This window comes from Paenibacillus sp. FSL H7-0326 (assembly GCF_001955535.1).
Taxonomy (GTDB): Bacteria; Bacillota; Bacilli; order Paenibacillales; family Paenibacillaceae; genus Paenibacillus; species Paenibacillus shunpengii.
Window position 1 is genome coordinate 472341 of record NZ_MPVN01000002.1, and the last position, 19020, is coordinate 491360.

General features: G+C 46.6%; 21 protein-coding genes. 5 read left to right on the forward strand and 16 right to left on the reverse strand.

Annotation, left to right across the window (positions count from 1 at the left end):
- The first annotated feature begins 371 nt into the window (after nt 1-371).
- Nucleotides 372-1379: a cation diffusion facilitator family transporter gene (locus tag BK126_RS13055; RefSeq protein ID WP_256209645.1), complete on the forward strand. Its 1008-nt coding sequence runs from the start codon at nt 372-374 to the stop codon at nt 1377-1379.
- Between the two features lie 118 nt (nt 1380-1497).
- Here BK126_RS13055 and BK126_RS13060 read toward each other — a convergent pair whose 3' ends face one another.
- From BK126_RS13060 to BK126_RS13105, 10 genes are all read right to left on the reverse strand, one after another.
- Nucleotides 1498-2832, reverse strand: coding sequence for a pyrimidine-nucleoside phosphorylase (locus BK126_RS13060; protein WP_076313069.1), 1335 nt, complete (start codon nt 2830-2832; stop codon nt 1498-1500).
- Nucleotides 2833-2881: 49 nt separating this feature from the next.
- Nucleotides 2882-3739 (reverse strand): purine-nucleoside phosphorylase, encoded by an 858-nt coding sequence (locus BK126_RS13065; protein ID WP_256209644.1) that lies wholly within the window; start codon nt 3737-3739, stop codon nt 2882-2884.
- Nucleotides 3740-3763: 24 nt separating this feature from the next.
- A complete protein-coding gene (locus tag BK126_RS13070; protein WP_076313070.1) occupies nt 3764-4591 on the reverse strand; it encodes a purine-nucleoside phosphorylase in 828 nt (275 codons plus the stop codon).
- 39 nt (nt 4592-4630) lie between these two features.
- Nucleotides 4631-5824 (reverse strand): phosphopentomutase, encoded by a 1194-nt coding sequence (gene deoB / locus BK126_RS13075; RefSeq protein WP_076313071.1) that lies wholly within the window; start codon nt 5822-5824, stop codon nt 4631-4633.
- A 55-nt stretch (nt 5825-5879) separates the two neighbouring features.
- Nucleotides 5880-6773, reverse strand: coding sequence for a site-specific tyrosine recombinase XerD (gene xerD / locus BK126_RS13080; protein ID WP_076313072.1), 894 nt, complete (start codon nt 6771-6773; stop codon nt 5880-5882).
- 54 nt (nt 6774-6827) lie between these two features.
- Nucleotides 6828-7070, reverse strand: coding sequence for a DUF4227 family protein (locus BK126_RS13085; RefSeq protein WP_076313073.1), 243 nt, complete (start codon nt 7068-7070; stop codon nt 6828-6830).
- Nucleotides 7071-7358: 288 nt separating this feature from the next.
- The gene (gene fur, locus BK126_RS13090) at nt 7359-7820 is read right to left on the reverse strand and encodes a ferric iron uptake transcriptional regulator (RefSeq protein WP_047911079.1); all 462 of its coding nucleotides are present in this window, start codon (nt 7818-7820) and stop codon (nt 7359-7361) included.
- Between the two features lie 126 nt (nt 7821-7946).
- Entirely contained in the window at nt 7947-8564 is a 618-nt protein-coding gene (gene spoIIM / locus BK126_RS13095) for a stage II sporulation protein M (RefSeq protein WP_076313074.1), read from the reverse strand.
- Between the two features lie 78 nt (nt 8565-8642).
- Complete coding sequence (locus BK126_RS13100) at nt 8643-9848, reverse strand: endonuclease Q family protein (RefSeq protein ID WP_076313075.1); 1206 nt, start codon at nt 9846-9848, stop codon at nt 8643-8645.
- Nucleotides 9849-9851: 3 nt separating this feature from the next.
- Nucleotides 9852-10433 (reverse strand): NUDIX domain-containing protein, encoded by a 582-nt coding sequence (locus BK126_RS13105; protein WP_177178668.1) that lies wholly within the window; start codon nt 10431-10433, stop codon nt 9852-9854.
- 97 nt (nt 10434-10530) lie between these two features.
- On the opposite strand from BK126_RS13105, the gene BK126_RS29095 reads away from it, so the two are divergent.
- Complete coding sequence (locus BK126_RS29095) at nt 10531-10698, forward strand: Z-ring formation inhibitor MciZ (RefSeq protein WP_143042077.1); 168 nt, start codon at nt 10531-10533, stop codon at nt 10696-10698.
- A 96-nt stretch (nt 10699-10794) separates the two neighbouring features.
- Here the strand turns inward: BK126_RS29095 and BK126_RS13115 are convergent, their stop codons facing one another.
- Nucleotides 10795-11922: a M20/M25/M40 family metallo-hydrolase gene (locus tag BK126_RS13115; protein WP_076313077.1), complete on the reverse strand. Its 1128-nt coding sequence runs from the start codon at nt 11920-11922 to the stop codon at nt 10795-10797.
- A 139-nt stretch (nt 11923-12061) separates the two neighbouring features.
- Between BK126_RS13115 and prli42 the strand changes: the two genes are divergently transcribed.
- On the forward strand, nt 12062-12163 hold the full coding sequence (gene prli42 / locus BK126_RS29100) for a stressosome-associated protein Prli42 (RefSeq protein ID WP_090723921.1): 102 nt from the start codon (nt 12062-12064) through the stop codon (nt 12161-12163).
- Nucleotides 12164-12277: 114 nt separating this feature from the next.
- Here the strand turns inward: prli42 and lipB are convergent, their stop codons facing one another.
- From lipB to lpdA, 5 genes are all read right to left on the reverse strand, one after another.
- Nucleotides 12278-12976, reverse strand: a complete 699-nt coding sequence (gene lipB / locus BK126_RS13120; RefSeq protein ID WP_076313078.1) for a lipoyl(octanoyl) transferase LipB — start codon at nt 12974-12976, stop codon at nt 12278-12280.
- Nucleotides 12977-13040: 64 nt separating this feature from the next.
- A complete protein-coding gene (locus tag BK126_RS13125) occupies nt 13041-14411 on the reverse strand; it encodes a dihydrolipoamide acetyltransferase family protein (protein WP_076313079.1) in 1371 nt (456 codons plus the stop codon).
- Nucleotides 14412-14485: 74 nt separating this feature from the next.
- Entirely contained in the window at nt 14486-15472 is a 987-nt protein-coding gene (locus BK126_RS13130; RefSeq protein ID WP_076313080.1) for an alpha-ketoacid dehydrogenase subunit beta, read from the reverse strand.
- 1 nt (nt 15473) lies between these two features.
- Nucleotides 15474-16502 carry a thiamine pyrophosphate-dependent dehydrogenase E1 component subunit alpha gene (locus BK126_RS13135; protein ID WP_076313081.1) on the reverse strand — a complete coding sequence of 343 codons (1029 nt, stop codon included), beginning with the start codon at nt 16500-16502 and terminating at the stop codon, nt 15474-15476.
- A gap of 166 nt (nt 16503-16668) precedes the next feature.
- Nucleotides 16669-18090: a dihydrolipoyl dehydrogenase gene (gene lpdA / locus BK126_RS13140; RefSeq protein ID WP_076313082.1), complete on the reverse strand. Its 1422-nt coding sequence runs from the start codon at nt 18088-18090 to the stop codon at nt 16669-16671.
- 155 nt (nt 18091-18245) lie between these two features.
- On the opposite strand from lpdA, the gene BK126_RS13145 reads away from it, so the two are divergent.
- Entirely contained in the window at nt 18246-18536 is a 291-nt protein-coding gene (locus BK126_RS13145; protein WP_076313083.1) for a DUF2627 domain-containing protein, read from the forward strand.
- Nucleotides 18537-18617: 81 nt separating this feature from the next.
- The gene (locus BK126_RS13150; RefSeq protein ID WP_076313084.1) at nt 18618-18992 is read left to right on the forward strand and encodes a potassium channel family protein; all 375 of its coding nucleotides are present in this window, start codon (nt 18618-18620) and stop codon (nt 18990-18992) included.
- Nucleotides 18993-19020 lie beyond the last annotated feature (28 nt).

The window sequence follows — 19020 nt, forward strand, 5'->3', positions numbered from 1 at the left end:
TCATGTGAATGCTACATTGTAGCTTGATAGCTTGATTCGTTATACTGCTAATCATTGTCGTCAGGAATCCTCCAAATTATTCCTTGTTTGAATCAATTTCATAAATCATTAAAAAGGTAGAATTGAAACTATATATACTCTTGATTGAAGCAGATAAAGGTATTATGAAATTGATTCGTCTGTCTATGAAAAATAGCAGTTCCTTCAATTACAAGATATCGAACGTCACATAGGGGGTAAGTAAGTTTAGATGAACAGCTTCTCTATAGGTACTTTTGCTCTTACATAGAATTACAGGTCATGGGTAAGGTAATTAGATTAACTATCATCTGCAGCACTTATCATAATAATTTTCACTCGGAGGAATGACGATGAAGCATACACATCAAGATGACCGTGATGAGCATCCTGCTCACGAACAGCGTCATCATCATGATCACAGCCATAGTCATGACCACAATCACAATCATGATCATAATCACAGTCATGGGCCTGGTCATTCTCATATTCATACGAATAATAAAAAGGCTCTTTTGATCTCCTTTTTACTTATCACCGGCTTTATGCTGATTGAAGTGGTTGGAGGACTCATTACACATAGCTTGGCCTTGCTTGCTGACGCAGGACACATGCTAAGCGACGGGATTGCACTGGCACTCGCTCTCTTTGCATTTAAATTTGGTGAGAAATCAGCGAGCAGCTCAAAAACCTATGGCTATAAGCGGTTCGAGATCATCGCGGCCTTTCTGAACGGGATTACCCTGCTTGTCATTTCGGTTTCTATCATTTGGGAAGCGATCCAGCGCTTTGCTGCCCCACCTGAAGTGGCGAGTACGGGGATGCTGACCATTGCCGTGATTGGCCTGATCATTAATGTCATCGTAGCCGTTGTATTAATGACAGGTGGTGATGTCAAAGGCAATTTGAACTTGAGGGGTGCATTTCTCCACGTCCTGGGAGATTTATTAGGATCAATCGGAGCCATTGCAGCAGGTCTTCTAATGATGTTCTTCGGATGGTCTATTGCCGACCCCATCGCCAGTCTGCTCGTAGCCGTCCTTATACTTGTCAGTGGATACCGAATTACCAAAGATTCCATGCATGTCCTGATGGAGGGCAAGCCAGAATCCGTAGATCTAAGTGATATCCGCAGCAAGCTTCTTGGTCTGCCTTGTGTAATTGAACTTCACGACCTCCACAGCTGGTCAATAACTTCTGATTATACAGCGCTGACCGTTCATCTGGTTGTGTCGAATTCGGCGGATCGAGATCTGCTATTAAGACAAGCTAAAGACATGCTGCGACAGGAATTTCATATCCAGCATTCCACCGTTCAAATCGAAGGGGATCAGAAAATTTGCGACGAAAGATGCAATTGAGTGCTAGATATGAGGAATAGAAATATATCAAAAGAAATGAATGATCAACAGAATTAAAAAGAAGCTGAAGGACAATGATATTGCCCTTCAGCTTCTTTTTATTCGTTATACTTATAAATCATACAAAGCGCTGAACTCCATCCTTCGTCACCAAGGCATAGATCAACGGTTGTTCGGGCACTGGAGCTTCTGAGATCTTGTATGCCTGCTGAAGCTTCTGCTCTGCTTCCTGAAGCTTGCTGTCGCTTCCTTTATTCGCATGAAGCATCGCGATCACCTCTCCAGCCTTGACTGGATCGCCGACTTTTTTGACAAGGGTCACTCCAACCGCATGATCAATAACAGAATCGGTCGTTTCACGGCCAGCGCCGAGCAGCATGGCACTGATTCCAATGGCTTCAGCCTCAATCCCAGCCACATACCCATCCGTTGGAGCCTTCACTTCAATTGTGCGCTTAGCGGTCGGCAGAAGAGACAGATCCTCAATTTGACTTACATCTCCCTGTTGCGCTTTGACCATCTGCTTAAGCTTATCAAGCGCAAGCCCTTGATATAGAATATCCCGCAATTTCTCGCGAGCTTCCTCAACAGTTTCTGCTTTGCCACCAAGAACCAGCATATGGGATGCCAGGAACAGGCTTACCTCTTCCAGATCCTCAGGTCCATTCCCTTGCAGCGTTTCTACTGCTTCTTTAATCTCCAAGGCATTACCGATGCCATGACCGAGCGGCTGATCCATATCACTGATGACAGCCACCGTTTCACGGCCCACATGGGTTCCGATATCCACCATCGCTTCAGCCAGCTTGATTGAATCATCAAGCGTCTTCATGAACGCACCGCTGCCAGTCTTGACGTCGAGTACAATCGCGTCTGCACCTGCTGCAATCTTCTTACTCATCACTGAACTGGCAATCAGCGGAATTGCATTAACCGTTGCCGTCACATCTCTTAATGCGTACAGCTTCTTGTCTGCTGGAGCCATGTTGCCGCTTTGTCCGATGACCGCGGCCCCCACCTCATTAACCTGCTTGAAGAACTGCTCTTGATCCAGTTCAATCTGAAATCCGGTTATCGATTCCAGCTTATCCAAAGTGCCGCCTGTATGACCTAGTCCACGTCCGGACATTTTAGCAACCGGAACACCAGCTGCAGCCACGAGAGGAGCAAGAACGATGGTCGTCTTGTCACCCACGCCACCCGTTGAATGCTTGTCTACCTTTATACCTGCAATCGGAGACAGGTCCACCTGATCACCGGATTTTGCCATGGCCATCGTTAAATCCCCGGTTTCCTTGGCAGTCATGCCCTGAAAAAAGACAGCCATTGCCCAAGCTGACATCTGATAGTCCGGAATGTCTCCACGGCTGTATCCTTGAATCAGATAGGAAATCTCCTCTGATGACAGCTCCTGTCCATCTCGCTTCTTCTGAATGATATCAACGGCTCTCATACGTCAGATCACACCTTTAGCTGCATTTATTTTTAACAATATCAGTGACTTACACGCGGCTCACAAATGCACGAATTAGTCCAATAAATTTCGGTTTGGTCCGGTTCGCTACAGCGACAACCTGCTCATGCGTCAGCGGCTCAAGCTCTTCACCAATCGCCATATCGGTAATGCAGGAGATACCCAGCACACGCAGTCCCGCATGACTTGCCGCGATGACTTCGCCTACAGTAGACATCCCGATCGCATCCCCGCCAAGCAGAGCAAACATCGTAGATTCTTTAGGCGTTGAGTACGTAGGTCCGCTAATTCCACAATAGACGCCTTCCTGAAGCTCAAGTACGGATCCATCTTCACCCTGTATATCTTTAGCCAGCTCCTTCGCCAGTATGCGATATTCAGGATCGTATGCTGCTGACATATCTGGAAAACGCACTCCCAATTTCGGGTCATTTGGTCCGATGAGCGGGTTAGCACCCGTCATATTGATATGATCAGAGATGAGCATGAGATCTCCTGCCTTGAAGGCACGGTTCATGCCGCCGGCTGCATTCGTTAATACGAGAGTCTGAATACCAAGTCTCTTCATGACATAAACGGGCATAACAACGGTACGCATGTCATATCCCTCATAGTAATGAAAACGCCCTTGCATGATAATAACATCCTTGCCTTCGAGCTGACCGATCACAAAGCGTCCTGCATGTCCTTCCACGGTAGATTTAGGAAAATGCGGTACTTCATCGTAAGGAATATATACGGCATCTTCGATTTGATCGCCCAAATCTCCAAGCCCTGAGCCCAGCACCAAACCGATTTTGGGAGAATATTTGCCCAGCTTGCTTGTTATGTATGCAGCGGCTTCCTCGATATTTCCAGCGTACATCGTCGTATTCACTTGGTTCATTGTCTATTTCCCCTCTTCGTAAATTTACATGTATGGGATCAGTGCCATCACTAATCCAAGGAACTTCCCTTTAACTTGTTCTGCTGTTTCCATAACCTCATCGTGCGAGAGAGGCTGATCCAGAATTCCAGCCGCCATGTTCGTAATACAGGAGATACCCAGCACTTCAATACCAGTATGACGGGCTACAATGACTTCTGCGACGGTTGACATCCCGACAGCATCAGCCCCAAGCTTTCGCAGCATCACAATTTCGGCTGGAGTTTCATAGTTGGGGCCGAGAAGACCTGCGTATACCCCTTCCTGAATGTTAAAGCCCTGTGCTTCAGCTGTCGTTTTAGCCAGGTTACGTAGTCTACCACTATAAGCTTCAGACATATCCGGGAAACGAACACCAAAAGCAGGCTCATTCGGTCCAACCAGCGGATTGCGGCCGGTCAAATTCAGATGATCAGAGATGATCATGAGATCCCCCGCATGATAATTGGTATTCACACCGCCTGCTGCATTCGTCACCAGCATTTTTTCAACGCCGATCTCCTTCATAACTCGAACCGGGAAGGCAGTCACCTCTGGACCGTAGCCTTCATACATGTGGAATCTTCCCTTCATCATGACGACGGGACGGCCCTGTATATTACCAATCAGCAGTTCTCCAACATGCCCTTCAACCGTAGAAACCGGAAAATGAGGTATATCTTCATACGGAATCGCTACCGCATCCTCAATAAGCTCTGCTAAAATACCAAGTCCGGAACCGAGGATCAGCCCGATTTCGGGCATCACACTTGTTTTTTCTTTAATATAAGCTGCTGCTTCTTGTACCATACTTTGGGTTAGAATTTTTACCATTTTGCTAAATAGCCCCTTTTGCTTGATTTTCCATTCTTCTTACTTCAATTGATTCAGGAAGCTCTCCCCATGAAGTGGGGCGGAAGCCCCGAAATTATCGGAGATCGTAGCACCCAGATCCGAATACGTCTCCCGTACTCCAATCGAATCCCCCGGCTGCTTAAGAGCAGGGCTGTAAATAAGAACGGGTACATACTCACGTGTATGATCTGTTCCCCGATGAATAGGGTCGTTTCCATGATCAGCCGAGATGATCAGTAGATCTTCTTCACTGATTCGCTCCATAATCTTAGGGAGCTCCTGATCGAACACTTCCAGTGCACCCGCATATCCTTCCGGATCTCGGCGATGTCCATATAATGAATCAAAATCGACTAAATTCGTGAACAAAAGACCATTGAAATCCCGTTCCAGCTGCTGAATCGTGACTTCAATGCCATGCTCATTGCTTTTCGTCGGATAGGCTTCGGTTACACCTTCACCATCAAAAATATCATTAATTTTGCCAACGGCAATGACATCATACCCTGCACTATGCAGCGCATTCATGACTGTAGGCTCTGGCGGCTTGACTGCATAATCATGTCTGTTAGAGGTACGTTTAAACGCGCCCGGAGCTCCGACATACGGACGTGCAATGACACGCCCCACCGAATGCTCAGGAGCCAGTGTCAGCTTGCGGGCAATCTTGCACGCTTTGTACAGTTCCTCAAGAGGGATGATATCTTCATGAGCGGCAATCTGGAACACACTATCCGCCGAAGTATATACGATCCAGGCCCCGGTTTTCATCTGCTCTTCTCCATATTCATCGAGCACTTCAGTTCCCGAAGCGGGCTTGTTGCAGATGACCTTCCGGCCAGTCAGCTTCTCAAACTCGGTAATCAAATCTTGAGGAAATCCATCAGGATATGTATTAAAAGGCGTGTCAATCTTAAGACCCATCAGCTCCCAATGGCCAGTCATCGTGTCTTTACCTGCCGATACCTCTTTCATCTTGCCATAATAAGCCTGAGGCTCGTCCACTGGACTAAGCGGAGGAATCTCGGCAATATTACCAAGCCCCAATTTCTGCATGTTGGGCAGCTTCACATGGGGAACCTTTTCCAATATATGTCCTAGTGTGTGCGCTCCTTCGTCCCCGAATTCGGGTGCATCCGGCAATGCTCCAATACCAACACTGTCAAGTACGATAAAGCATATGCGTTTGAATCTAGGTTTATTGTTTGTCATGATGTACGTAATACCCCTTTCTCTACTATCAATTCAATCTAATGCCCTGCATCGATTATGCTCTCGGGTGATAATGATCATATACGTCCTTCATATTTCGTTTCACCACATGGCTGTACATTTGGGTCGTTGAAATATCTGCATGCCCCATCATTTCCTGTACCGATCTTAGATCGGCCCCATTCTCCAGTAGATGAGCTGCGAAGGAATGCCTTAACGTATGCGGTGTAATTCTTCCTTCAGCGAGTCCAGCACCTTCAGCGTACTTCTTAATCATCTTCCAGATTCCCTGCCTGGTCAGTCTTGCTCCGTTCGTATTCACGAATAGTGCCTCTTCTTCTCCATTCGCCTTCAACAGCGCACTCCGGGCATGATTTACGTATTCCGCTGTCGCTTGGGCGGCGATCCCTGTTATAGGGATTACCCGCTCCTTGGCACTGTTGCTGCCAGTTCTCAAAAACTTCAGCTGTGGATTTAAATCCTTCACATTAAGCTGTACTAATTCAGAGACTTTAATCCCTGTGGCATACAGCAGTTCTAGCATGGCTTTGTCTCTTGCCCCAGGCGGCGTTGAAGAGTCAGGCAGCGACAGCAGTCTGTCCACTTCTGCAATGGAAAGAATCTTGGGAGGAGACTTCTCTAATTTGGGTGAGTCCAAATGATAGGTCGGATCTTTTTGAACAACGCCCTGATACATTAAATAATGGAAAAAAGATCGGATCGACACCACATTACGAGCAATTGTTGAAGCTGCCTTCTTCTGCTTCTTCAAATATCCCATGTATAGGACAATTTGGTTGCGGGTAACATCCTGAGCCTGTGTAATCTGTTCCTTATCCATATACCCAATAAATTGCTCTATATCACGTCTGTAGGATTCCAGTGTACTTAAGGAAGACCCCTTGTCCTCCTGTAAATAATTCATGTAAGGCTGCACATAATTCCTCATCGGCTTTATTACGCTCCCTTACTACAAATTTTCATTATGACTTAGATCATCACCTTATTCACCATACCAATAGAAGAAGCGCAGACGTTCAAGCATACTTGTCTTCTCCATAACAAGGCCTGTGCCTTCCTCATGATGAAACACTTTAAGCGCATTTCCCTCTGGAATTTTGTAGTGATCCACAGGTGTAATCCATCCAGAAAATAAATTGAACACATTATAGAACATGTATACAAGTGCAGCAAATACAATAAGAAATCGAACGAGTCGAAACATTCTGCGGAGTGAAAAAATCATGAATTATCCCGCCTTTCATTCACGTCTTGTCCTTTACTCACACGGATAGTCTTCCCAGCCTACACTCATGCTATGTCTAGGCTATGACCGATTCGCATGCTTTATGACGGCCGTGAAATTTCAAGGCAAACCAGGCTTGATATCACTCTATCTCCATCTTACCTAACGGCAAACTAAATGTATATCTTTAGAATAGAAGCTTCCCACATATTTATGAATAAGAACGCTAAAAAGCTCCCCCGAACAAAAGCCGGTGAGAGCTTGTCTGATTATCTGCTAGTCTTTATGTTATTGATTAGGCTTCTGGTCGTTCTTGTCTTTACAGCGGAAACATATCCCCTGAAAATCAAGCCTATGGTCGAGAACTGTAAAATTAAACTCACGTTCCAGGCGTTCTTCAAGCGGTCCCAGCCAATCTTCGCGTATCTCATCCATGCTGCCGCATTGAACGCATATCAAATGGTGATGATGATGCTTGTTCGTATCACCGCGCAAATCATAGCGTGCTACTCCGTCACCAAAGTTAATCTTCTCAACGACATGCAGCTCATTTAGCAGCTCAAGGGTTCGATATACGGTAGCAAGACCGATTTCGGGAGCTTTTTCCTTGACGAGCATAAACACGTCTTCTGCGCTCAAGTGATCTTCTTCATTTTCTAGCAAGACTCTTACCGTGGCTTCCCGCTGGGGCGTTAATTTATAGCCTTGGGATTGTAACTGCTGCTTTATTTTCTCGATTCGTGCTTCCATCTTCTCCCTCCCCCTAGGAAATCACTGCATCATGATCGAAAACTCACTTGTATTATTATAGGGTCTCATCTTTAATAAAGTCAACTATATCAAGCGATGAGAGAGAGGGCTGTTCAACTTGTCACATTATACGAACAGAGGTGCAACCCACTGCATAAGGAGAGGCGTTACCCAAGTCTCAAAAGATGAAATAGCAAGCATTAATCCGGCCATGGCAATCGTTAGCCCGATATAGCTGGTCAGCGGTCGCTTGACACCGCGGCTTCTGTTCATGAAGAAACGGCTCTTGATCATATGAAGCGAGAAGGTGATCGCTGCCACACTGCAAATAAGAATGACAGGTATGATGAACAGATTATGCGGTGCTACAGAGACCATGGCGAGGAGAAGTCCTTTCCAGGAATACTGACCCACCATGTAGCCGACAGTAAATCCGATAAGAACCCCTTTTAGAAAATCCAATATTAGTATACCCGGTAGTCCGATAACGGACAGACCCAGCACCCAGATCAGACCAACCCACTTTAAATGAAGCATCGCAATATCCATATATGTGCTGCCTGAACTATTTCCTTGATTCATCATCACAAAAAAGTTGTCCAGATACCCTGCCAGGTCTTGCTGCTGATCAAGGGTTAGCGCACCCACCATTAATGCACCAAAAATGACCCCGACTAAAAACAGAACGGCGACAAATACATAGAGCGGAGTTTGATCCCGGAAAGTATGCTTGAGAAATAACATGGTTAAGGTCGTCCCCTTTCTCATTACATACCTTACACTATGAAATTGTCCGTTACTCTATGACTCTAATAATCAAATCTACAGAGAGACTCTTCCATAGGTTCCTCCGCCGCCAGCGGATAGACCAAGCTCACCATTCCTTGCCCGAACGATAAGTCCGGCTAATTCGTTACCCACGATGCTTGCCAGATCCAGCTCGGATACACGGTGCAATATGGCCATCTCAGAACCAAAGGCCTCAATCAGCATTCGGAGCTTCACCTTTCCAAGACCAGGTATGAACTCCAGAGGCACCTGATAGTGATAGGGTGGTCTATGTTCAGACACTAGAGGGATTTCACGATCCGAGATCGACAGGACACGATCCAACACCCCGTGTATCAACTTCGTGCTTCCGCAATAGGAGCATCGGTCTTCTGAGATTTGCTCTTCATCTAATATGCTGCTGCAGAGCGCACAGTAAGTTCTGTGATATTTGCCAAGGCGCGGATTAAGTCCGTAGTTTGCTTTAATTCTGCGTCCCGCTTGTGACTGAAGTGCCAGCTTGAATTCATCGAATGATGCTTCGGCCATAGCCAGTTCATTATACTCTCTGCCAATCTTGGCAAGGGAGTGCGCATCCGAATTCGTCAGGAAAGGATATCGGTCCAGTTCACTAATATAGCCAGCCATTTCAGTATCGCTGCTAAGTCCCAGCTCCACGGCAGAGATCATGCTTAAATCAAGCACCTCTTCCATTCGAGGGGCCGTACTCCCGTAGATCCCTTTGTGTGGAGTGAAAATATGTGCAGGGACAAATATGCCGCCGCGGGATATGATCTCTCGCTGTAATTCCAGTGCCGGTACGTACACACGCTGAGAGCTGAGATTCACATTTTTCATATAGCGGGAAAGATAGTCTGTGAAGGATTCCATATCCTTCAAGGTTCTGAAATAGGCGAGAAGATGGAACTCTTTCCGCCCCGGCTCTCTCACCTCCAGCTCAGTTCCCAGCAGGATAACTGTACCCTTATAACCAATTCCTCCGCCATTCATCTCTGTCATTTCACCTGAATCCAGCGCCTCTCTAATATCCCGCTGAACGACAGGAGAATGGGCATCAATAATACCAATTAAATCGATCCCCTTGCGCTCAGCTGCCTCCTTGGCAATGCCCACAAAGGTCAGATCACGGCTTCCACTAATTTTCACTGCATCACCATAACGGGTTCTTCCGATATGAATATGAAGATCAGCGTAGAATGTAGACAGCGCAGGATCCGTCTTTATTACGTTCTGATTCATGAGTTATATCTTCCCTGTCAGCTGATATAAGTGCCATGCATATACCGCAATAATCGTCTTGGCATCACTGATGCGGCCTTCCCGGATCAGCTCATAGGCTTCATCCAATGTCACCTCGATCACTTCCAGGAATTCATCCTCATCCAGCTGCATACGGCCTGCCTCAAGATGATCTGCCATAAATAAATAGATGACCTCATCTGCAAAGCCTGGTGAAGTATAAAACGCCGGCAGCGGTTTGAGCTCCTGAGCATGATACCCTGTCTCTTCCCTCAGCTCTCTTCCAGCTGCTTCCATCGGGTCTTCTCCAGGATCAAGCTTGCCTGCCGGAATTTCAACCTGCGTCCTGCCAAGCGCTTGTCGGTACTGATCTACAACAAGCATCTTATCCCCCTTGAGCGCAAGTACAGCGACAGCCCCAGGATGCTTAATAATCTCACGTGTTCCGGTCTGTCCATTTGGCAGCTTTACGGTGTCTACCTGGAGTGAAATGATCTTGCCGTCAAAAATTTCTTTGCTTGAAATGGTTTCTTCTACCAGTGCGGGATTCGATGTCGGGTGTTTCAAGTACGGATTTGATTTCAAAATAAAGACCTCCTCTGGCGTTAAATCATGTGTATAGTTTAAAGGCGGTGGGCATACGGTGTAATAATAACCCTAATTTGAAGGAGTGGCCCACCTTATGAAGAGCTATAAAACAAATAATGGCTTGTTTATGATTGGACAAGCAGATCAAATAAAAAAGACACTTAATCATTGGATTATAGATTACGGACCTGAAACCCATCTCAAAGAGCTCATGAAGGGCAGACAAGACGTTCCCCCGCTTATACAAACGATTAAGAAGTGATCGGAGCTATCCCGAGAACCTGAGTTTTCTCGAATACTTTCAAAAAGGCCTGGAAGGAAATATTCCTATCCAGACCTGCATGAACAAAAAAATGGATTAACGTTTAGCTGCTTCCTGCACGATGGATACAACAACCTTCGCTGCATCAACAAGGCTGCTTACCTTAATTCGTTCGTTTGTCGTATGGATATCCTCATAGCCCAAAGCAAGATTGACGGTTGGAATTCCAAATCCATTGAAGATATTGGCATCGCTGCCGCCGCCGGATGGGAAGGTTTCCGGCTTCAACCCAGTGCTCTCGATTGCAGCAGCAGCGAGCTGTACCACCTCATCTTGTTCAGTCAGCTTAAATGCAGGGTAAGCAATTTCGCTCTCAAATACGCCTGTTGCACCATACTCACGGCAGGTATTTAGCAAAGATTCGCGCATGTGCTCCACCTGCTGCTCTACTTTACTCTGCACAATGCTTCTCGCTTCGGCAGCAATCTCCGCATAATCGCACACAACGTTCAGCGGGCCGCCCCCCGAGAAGCTGCCAATATTAGCGGTTGTCTCATGATCGATACGCCCCAGCTTCATGGCCGCTATGGATTTAGCAGCGACTTGAATGGCGCTGATTCCATCCTCCGGATTAACGCCGGCATGCGCGGATTTGCCCGTGATCTTCATTTTAATCTGAGCCCTAGCCGGTGCAGATACACATATGCCTCCTACTTCTCCAGTGGAGTCCAGAGCAAAGCCCAGCTCCGCGTCAATTGCATCTCGCTCCATGCCTCTTGCTCCAATAAGACCCGATTCTTCTCCAACTGTAATGACGAATTGAATTTGTCCGTGAGGAATATCATTTTCCTGAATGACGCGAATCGCTTCAAACAAGGCAGCAATTCCGGCCTTATCATCAGCGCCGAGAATGGTCGTTCCATCGCTGCGAATATAACCATCTTCGGATACGACAGGTTTAATGCCTACACCAGGAGCTACCGTGTCCATGTGACAGGTAAAAAATATGTTCGGTGCTGACTGCACGCCTTGTGCCTTCCATGTCACAATCAGATTGCCGGCTCCATGTCCTGTACGCTCTTTAGATTGATCCTCTGCGACTTCAAGTCCCAGCTTACTAAATTTGTCTGTCAACACTTTGGCTATGTTTTGTTCATGTGTAGTAACACTGTCCACCTGGACAAGCTCAATAAATTCTTCCACAATCCGTTCCTGTTTAATCATGGTTAACTTCCCTTCTTCAATGACTTCCACAACAAGTGCAGATACGTTACAATAGACTTTATTATACGAATCAATTTCATAATAACAAAATATATGAAAACAGATTCACAACATTCAATTTATAAAGGAGCTTTAATGAATGCAGCAGAAAAAATGGTTCAAAATCATTGTCTATCTCATGCTCATTGCTATGATTGCATCTACTCTATTGATTGTTATTGAGCCTCTATTATATGGATAATCAATACCGAGTTGCTCATTAGAAAGCTTTCTTCTCGTACTCAGGGGAAGAGAGCTTTTTTATGCGAATTCATAAAGTACAGCGTACAGACCCGTCTTGCCTTCCATTATTCCATCATTTTGAAGCCATCACCGGCATCCAAGCCGGCTTGAATGAAAACAAGCTTGCAAAGATGGACACCAGCTCATTCGCTACATTCTCGACGGAGAACATCCGGCCTGTGCAATCCTCGAGCGAAGTGACACCGTACTCTTCAATTCCGCAAGGAATAATACCCGAGAATCCCTCATGCTGAATCCCTGACTTGATATTAAATGCAAAACCATGACTTGTAATAAAGCCTCTGGTCCGTCTACTGCGATTGAATTTAACGCCGATTGCACATATTTTCTGGTTGTCCACCCATACTCCTGTATACTGCTCCTTACGTTCTGCTTCAATTCCAAATCGGCTTAAATACTGAATGATGACTTCTTCAAGCAGCCGCAGATAACCATGCAAGTCAACAGCCTCTTCTCGACCGAGTCGAAGTATGGGGTAACCTACCAGTTGTCCGGGTCCATGATATGTAATATCGCCGCCGCGATCGATTTGAAAAAGAGTAATGCCTCTGTCTGCAAGCTCCTCCGGGCTGTATAACAAGTGCTCTGGGTGACGCTGTGTTCCGATCGTATAAGTCGGTGGATGCTGCAAGAGCAGCAGATGTTCCTGCTGCTCCTCTTCATCCAGCTCTTTAACGAGCTTTTTCTGCAAATTCCAAGCCTCTTCGTAATCCATCAATTCTGTGTAGTTCACAACAAGCGGTCTGCTCATGCACATATACACCCTTTCGAGAAAATTACGTTCTGGGATTGTCTCAAGAAAATCTAATTACGAATTAATAAAGCTTTGTTTCGAGCGAATAGCTCTCTAAATTTTCTTTGACCCGCTGCAAGAAACGACCGGATATGACTCCGTCCAGAATTCGATGATCCAGCGATAAGCAGAGATTCGCCATCGAACGTACCGCAATCATGTCATTAATGACCACAGGCCGCTTCACAATGGATTCGAAGGTCAGAATGGCTGCCTGCGGATAATTGATAATCGGATAGGACAGAATTGATCCGAAGGATCCTGTATTATTGACCGTAAAGGTTCCTCCCTGCATATCATCCAGCTTCAATGTACCTTCTCTCGTTCTTCTCGCCAAATCGTCAATTTCGTGAGCGAGTCCTGCAATGTTCTTCGTATCTGCACGCTGAATGACCGGTGTCATGACGGAATCTTCCGTTCCTACCGCCAGAGCTATATTGATGTCTCGCTTCACAATAATCTTATCCACTGCCCATACCGAGTTCATAATCGGATAATCCTTGATTGCGTTAACGACTGCTTTGAGCAAAAATGACAGGTATGTCAGGTTAATGCCTTCACTACGCTTGAACTCGTCCTTCAGTTTGTTGCGAAGAGTTACCAGGTTGGTCACATCCACCTCAATCATCGTCCAGGCATGCGGAATCTCAGAGACGCTCTGACGCATATTCCGGGCGATCGCGTTGCGTACAGGTGTAACATCAATATACTGCTCAGCTCTGCCTTGAGGGAAGCCTTCCATCTCGATTTTCGGAATCTTAGGTGTCTCGGACAAATGGATCCCTGAATGACGAACAGGCATAGCCTGCTCAGCCGCATACCCGGTTGCATCGGCAGCTGAACGCATATCCTCTTGCTGGGTGGACTCTCGATCCACATGATTTGAGATCACCGCCTGCTGATTCCGATGCGCACCTTCTTGAATATAGCGCAATACATCCTTGCGAGTAATTCTGCCATTCATTCCTGTTCCAGGCACATCCTTCAGATCCAGACCGTGCTCTGCTGCAAGGCTCTGTACTGCAGGGGAGTATCGGCCGCGCATCGAACCGTCTGCATCTTGAGGTTCGGATTCCGATGCTGCAGTACTGCTGCTCTCATGGGTTGAGGAATCTGCGACGATTCCTGTTCCTGCCGCCGCGTGAACCTCCATACGGCAGATCAGCTCACCCACAGCCACCGTTCTTCCTTCCTCAGCTGCAATTTCGCCCATAATTCCTTCGACGGTTGAAGGAATTTCTGCATTAACCTTATCTGTAATGACTTCGCAGATCGGTTCATATTGCTCCACAGGATCGCCTGGCTTCTTCAGCCATTTTGCAATGGTCGCTGACACTAATGATTCAGCCAGCTGAGGCATTACGATTTCAATCCATTTTTTTTGTCCTGCCATATTGTTTCACTCCAATCAAGTCACTTTACCTTAAATGGCCTCCTCATCGAAACACCGAGAGTAGGCCATTTATTTTAATACATCGCCAGTTTAAGCATTGCATCCTTCACTTTGTCTTTACTGAGCATATAAAATTTTTCCATCGGAGGGCTGATCGGCATGGCCGGAACATCCGGACCGCATAGACGTGCTATCGGTGCATCCAGATCAAACAAGCACTCCTCATTAATTATAGCAGAAACTTCAGCGCCTACTCCGCCGGTTTTGTTATCTTCGTGAATAATAAGTACTTTTCCTGTGTGCTTCGCGGCCGCAATTATCGCTTCCTTATCGAGGGGCTGCAGTGTACGAAGGTCCAGAACATGGGCTGTAATCCCCTGCTCCTTCTCCAGCTCCTCCGCTGCCTGCATTACAAAGTGCAGAGGCTGGGAATACCCGATCACGGTAATGTCTTCCCCTTCACGCAGCAGATTGGCAACTCCGATCGGTACGATGTAATCGTCCTCGGGGACCTCCTCTTTGGTTAAGCGATACATTTTCTTATTCTCAAAGTATAGAACTGGATCCGGATCGCGTACTGCTGCTTTGAGCAATCCCTTGGCATCATAGGCCGTAAAAGGCGCAACAATCTTGAGTCCAGGGGTACCAAAGAAGATCGATTCCGGACACTGGGAATGATACAGTCCTCCAAATATCCCTCCGCCAATTGGCGCACGAATCACAACGGGACAGCTCCAATCATTATTTGAGCGATATCTGATCTTCGCAGCTTCACTGATGATTTGATTCGTTGCAGGAAGCATGAAATCCGAGTACTGCATCTCGGCGATCGGCTTCATTCCGTACATCGCCGCACCGATGGCAACACCGGCTATCGCTGATTCGGATAACGGAGTATCCATGACCCGCATTTCACCGAATTGATCCTGCAGACCCTTGGTCGTGGTAAACACGCCCCCTTTAACGCCTACATCTTCTCCGAGCACAAATACGAATTCATCCCGCTCCATTTCCTCTTTCATAGCCAGTCTTATTGCATCTATATACTCCATAACTGCCATCTTATTGTCCCCCTCCCAAATGGTCGTCAGCATACACATGAAGCAGTGTATCTTCCGGTTTAGGATAAGGGGCCGCGTCTGCGGATTCCGTCGCTTCTTTTAGTTCCAGTGCAAGCTGTGCCGCCAGATCAGCATCACGCTCTTCATCCCATATACCACAATCAATAAGGTATTGCTTCATTTTGACGAGTCCGTCTTTCTTCCAATTTTCCTCAACTTCCTCTTTGGTCCGGTATGCCAGGTCATTATCTGAAGTGGAATGAGGAGAAAGTCTGTACATCATCGCTTCAATTAAGGTCGGGCCTTCGCCCGCAACTGCACGTGCTCTAGCTTCCTTAACGGCTGCGTAAACTTCCAGGGCATCATTGCCATCGACTCTGAAGCCAGGGAATCCATAACCTAAAGCACGGTCACTTACTTTACCGCTCAGCTGCTTGTGGACAGGTACAGAGATAGCATACTGATTGTTCTCCACCATTATAATAACTGGCAGCTTGTGTACGCCGGCGAAGTTGCTTCCTTCATGAAAATCCCCCTGGTTGCTGGAGCCTTCACCGAAGGTGACAAAAGAAACGAAGTCTTTCTTCTGCATCTTCGCAGCCAGAGCAACGCCCACCGCGTGTGGAACCTGCGTAGTCACCGGACTTGAGCCTGTTACAATTCGCAGCTTCTTGCTTCCAAAATGGCCCGGCATCTGCCGTCCCCCGCTGTTCGGATCCTCAGCCTTAGCAAAGGCTGACAGCATCAGATCGCGAGGCGTCATGCCCACAGCGAGAACAAACCCATAATCACGATAGTAGGGAAGGAAATAATCCTTCTCACGATCCAGAGCAAAGGCCGCTGCCACCTGTGCAGTCTCCTGACCAATCCCCGATACGTGGAAATTGATCTTCCCTGCTCGTTGCAGCAGCAAGCAGCGTTCATCGAACTTCCGTGCAAGCAGCATATATTTGTACATATCAATGACTTGACCGTCTGAGAGTCCAAGTTTCGTATGTTTGTGTTGTTTAGATGTCGTGTCTGAATTCAAACTTCAAACCTCCTTTTGAGAGCAGCTCAAGATTAAGTACTGTCTTGTCTTAAAACCTGGTACTAAGACTTGGCTTAGATTTATTATACTCGTTTTCTTTCCAAAAAGAAAAGACGTTTTGAAGTTTGTTGATATTTCATTGGATACAAATACTGTAATGTTACGTTTACATGCTGATTGCATTCCCATCTACATCCAGCATGGCTTCGCCAATAATTTCAGACAAGGAAGGATGTGGATGGATCAGCTGTCCGACTTCCCATGGGGTAGCATCCAGCAGCATGGCCAGCGCAGCTTCGCTGATCATATCCGTCACATGCGTACCGATAAGATGGACCCCTAGAATATCATTTGTCGCCTCATCTGCGATAACCTTCGCAAATCCGTCCCGATTGCCATAAACAAGCGATTTTCCAATGGCTTGAAACGGAAATTTCCCTGTCTTGACCGAGAAGCCGAGCTCCCTTGCCTGCTGTTCTGTGTAGCCTACACTTGCTGCCTCTGGTCTTGAATAGATGGCACGCGGAATGAGGTGGTCAGGTGACACATGCATGGCAGCATCTGCAATGTGATTGACAGCACGAATGCCTTCATGGCTTGCTGCATGAGCAAGCTGAAGTCCACCTATGCAATCACCGATTGCATAAATATGCGGCTCCCCTGTCTGCAAATTGCCATTCACTTGAATGAAGCCGTTCTTCGTCTTGATATCAGTATTCTCTATACCGATTCCTTCCACATTTGCCGTACGTCCAACCGATACGAGAATTTGAGAAGCCGTAAGCGTTTCTGTTCCTTTTTTTGTCTTCATCTCGATCGTAGCTTGTCCATCCTGGATTCCATATGTCGATGGTTCAATAGCTGCGCCGGTAACAACCCTCACTCCACGCTTCGTCAGCTGGCGCTGCATCTCAGCAGCGATGTCCCCATCCTCCTGCGGCAGGATTTGATCTGCAGCCTCCACCACAGTTACCTTCACATCAAAATCATTCAGCATAGAAGCCCATTCAATCCCTATAACGCCTCCGCCTACAATGACGATCGATTCCGGAAGCTCCTCCAGATTCAGCGCCTCGTCGCTGCTAAGGATATACCGGCCATCCGGCTCGAGTCCCGGCAATATTCTTGGACGTGAGCCTGTCGCAATAATAAGATGGCTGGGAACTACATTCTCCATCTCTCCATTGTCCAGCTCTACAGCCACAGCACCGCTCTTCGGCGAGAAGATGGATGGTCCAATGACTCTGCCTTTCCCTTGCAGCACGGTAATTTTATTTTTGCGCATCAAATACTGGACCCCTTGGTGAAGCTGTTCTACCACTGCATTTTTGCGTTCCTGCACTTTCGGGAAGACAAGTGTGGTCTCTGCAGTCTCAATCCCATAGCTGGCACTATCTTTAATCTCTGCATACACTTCAGCACTCCGCAGCAAAGATTTACTCGGAATGCAGCCCTTATGAAGGCATGTTCCACCTAATTTGTCCTTCTCGATAAGGACAACCTCTTTACCAAGCTGTGCAGCGCGAATCGCGGCTATATATCCGCCCGTTCCCCCGCCTAATATAGCGACATCGCAATGGATTGCCATGATTATAAAATCCTCCAATCTATCGTAACTAACCAATATAGCATTATTGTACTCTTCTGCTTATGGAATAACAAAAATCCTGCTTCCAATAGACAGTTACTAGAAGACAAGGTATCATATAGAAAATACGTGCGAATGAAAAGGGGTATTTCCTTATGCGGCTCATGCTTTCCCGATTTATCGCCATAATCATTCTTGTCATTCCTGGCCTTGGAGCCATGAAGGGCTTCCTTATGATGAAAGACTCCTTGTTTCACTATTATGCCGAGCATGGCAATGAGGAGGTAGCCAGACCTGCCTTTGAGTGGCTTTCTTTTTCACTCGGGCTTGTACTATTCGGCTGCTGTATGACGTTTCTTGGCGGCTGGATATTATTCCGTGACCGTAAACGTAATTATGTAGGCCCGCGCTTCAAAGGAAAACAGAACACCGATACTGCCTCATAGTATATTCATGGCTTAACCTTCTCCCCGTATTCCGGTATAATGTTTTATTAACATCTTATACCGATAGGAGACGCTTTTTACATGATATCCTTCATACTGACCCTCAAACGATTGCTGCAGGGCATTTATCACGGCTTCAAGGACAAAAAGTTTCTAGCTCTGGTCGTTGTCATGCTTGCGACGCTGCTCTCTGGCACTATTTTCTATTCTAGTGTAGAAGGGTGGAATTGGATTGACGCCTTGTACTTCTCTGCTGTTACATTAACAACGGTGGGTCATCCAGAGCTATCACCGCAAACGACCTTTGCCAAAATATTTACCGTAATTTATATGTTTGCAGGCATCGGTATCACATTTGGAATGATCGCGCGAATCACCCTTGGCATCATCGTGCCTGAGCGGTTATCCGGTAAACCCAAAGAAGCCGTACCTGTGGAAACTCATGATGATAAATAAAGCTCCACTTTCGTCTCTTCCACAAGGA

Bases quoted from the DNA above. Each gene is read 5' to 3' on its own strand.
- lpdA (WP_076313082.1), bottom strand. From the start codon at position 18,090: ATGGCAATCCATTGCGATGTCGCTATATTAGGCGGGGGAACGGGCGGA.
- deoB (WP_076313071.1), bottom strand. From the start codon at position 5,824: ATGACAAACAATAAACCTAGATTCAAACGCATATGCTTTATCGTACTT.
- lipB (WP_076313078.1), bottom strand. From the start codon at position 12,976: ATGAGCAGACCGCTTGTTGTGAACTACACAGAATTGATGGATTACGAA.
- BK126_RS13065 (WP_256209644.1), bottom strand. From the start codon at position 3,739: ATGAACCAAGTGAATACGACGATGTACGCTGGAAATATCGAGGAAGCC.
- fur (WP_047911079.1), bottom strand. From the start codon at position 7,820: ATGGAAGCACGAATCGAGAAAATAAAGCAGCAGTTACAATCCCAAGGC.
- BK126_RS13145 (WP_076313083.1), top strand. From the start codon at position 18,246: ATGCGGCTCATGCTTTCCCGATTTATCGCCATAATCATTCTTGTCATT.
- spoIIM (WP_076313074.1), bottom strand. From the start codon at position 8,564: ATGTTATTTCTCAAGCATACTTTCCGGGATCAAACTCCGCTCTATGTA.
- BK126_RS13130 (WP_076313080.1), bottom strand. From the start codon at position 15,472: ATGGCAGTTATGGAGTATATAGATGCAATAAGACTGGCTATGAAAGAG.
- prli42 (WP_090723921.1), top strand. From the start codon at position 12,062: ATGCAGCAGAAAAAATGGTTCAAAATCATTGTCTATCTCATGCTCATT.
- BK126_RS13085 (WP_076313073.1), bottom strand. From the start codon at position 7,070: ATGATTTTTTCACTCCGCAGAATGTTTCGACTCGTTCGATTTCTTATT.
- xerD (WP_076313072.1), bottom strand. From the start codon at position 6,773: ATGAGGAATTATGTGCAGCCTTACATGAATTATTTACAGGAGGACAAG.
- BK126_RS13055 (WP_256209645.1), top strand. From the start codon at position 372: ATGAAGCATACACATCAAGATGACCGTGATGAGCATCCTGCTCACGAA.
- BK126_RS13125 (WP_076313079.1), bottom strand. From the start codon at position 14,411: ATGGCAGGACAAAAAAAATGGATTGAAATCGTAATGCCTCAGCTGGCT.
- BK126_RS13100 (WP_076313075.1), bottom strand. From the start codon at position 9,848: ATGAATCAGAACGTAATAAAGACGGATCCTGCGCTGTCTACATTCTAC.
- BK126_RS13070 (WP_076313070.1), bottom strand. From the start codon at position 4,591: ATGGTAAAAATTCTAACCCAAAGTATGGTACAAGAAGCAGCAGCTTAT.
- BK126_RS13150 (WP_076313084.1), top strand. From the start codon at position 18,618: ATGATATCCTTCATACTGACCCTCAAACGATTGCTGCAGGGCATTTAT.
- BK126_RS13115 (WP_076313077.1), bottom strand. From the start codon at position 11,922: ATGATTAAACAGGAACGGATTGTGGAAGAATTTATTGAGCTTGTCCAG.
- BK126_RS13060 (WP_076313069.1), bottom strand. From the start codon at position 2,832: ATGAGAGCCGTTGATATCATTCAGAAGAAGCGAGATGGACAGGAGCTG.
- BK126_RS29095 (WP_143042077.1), top strand. From the start codon at position 10,531: ATGAAGAGCTATAAAACAAATAATGGCTTGTTTATGATTGGACAAGCA.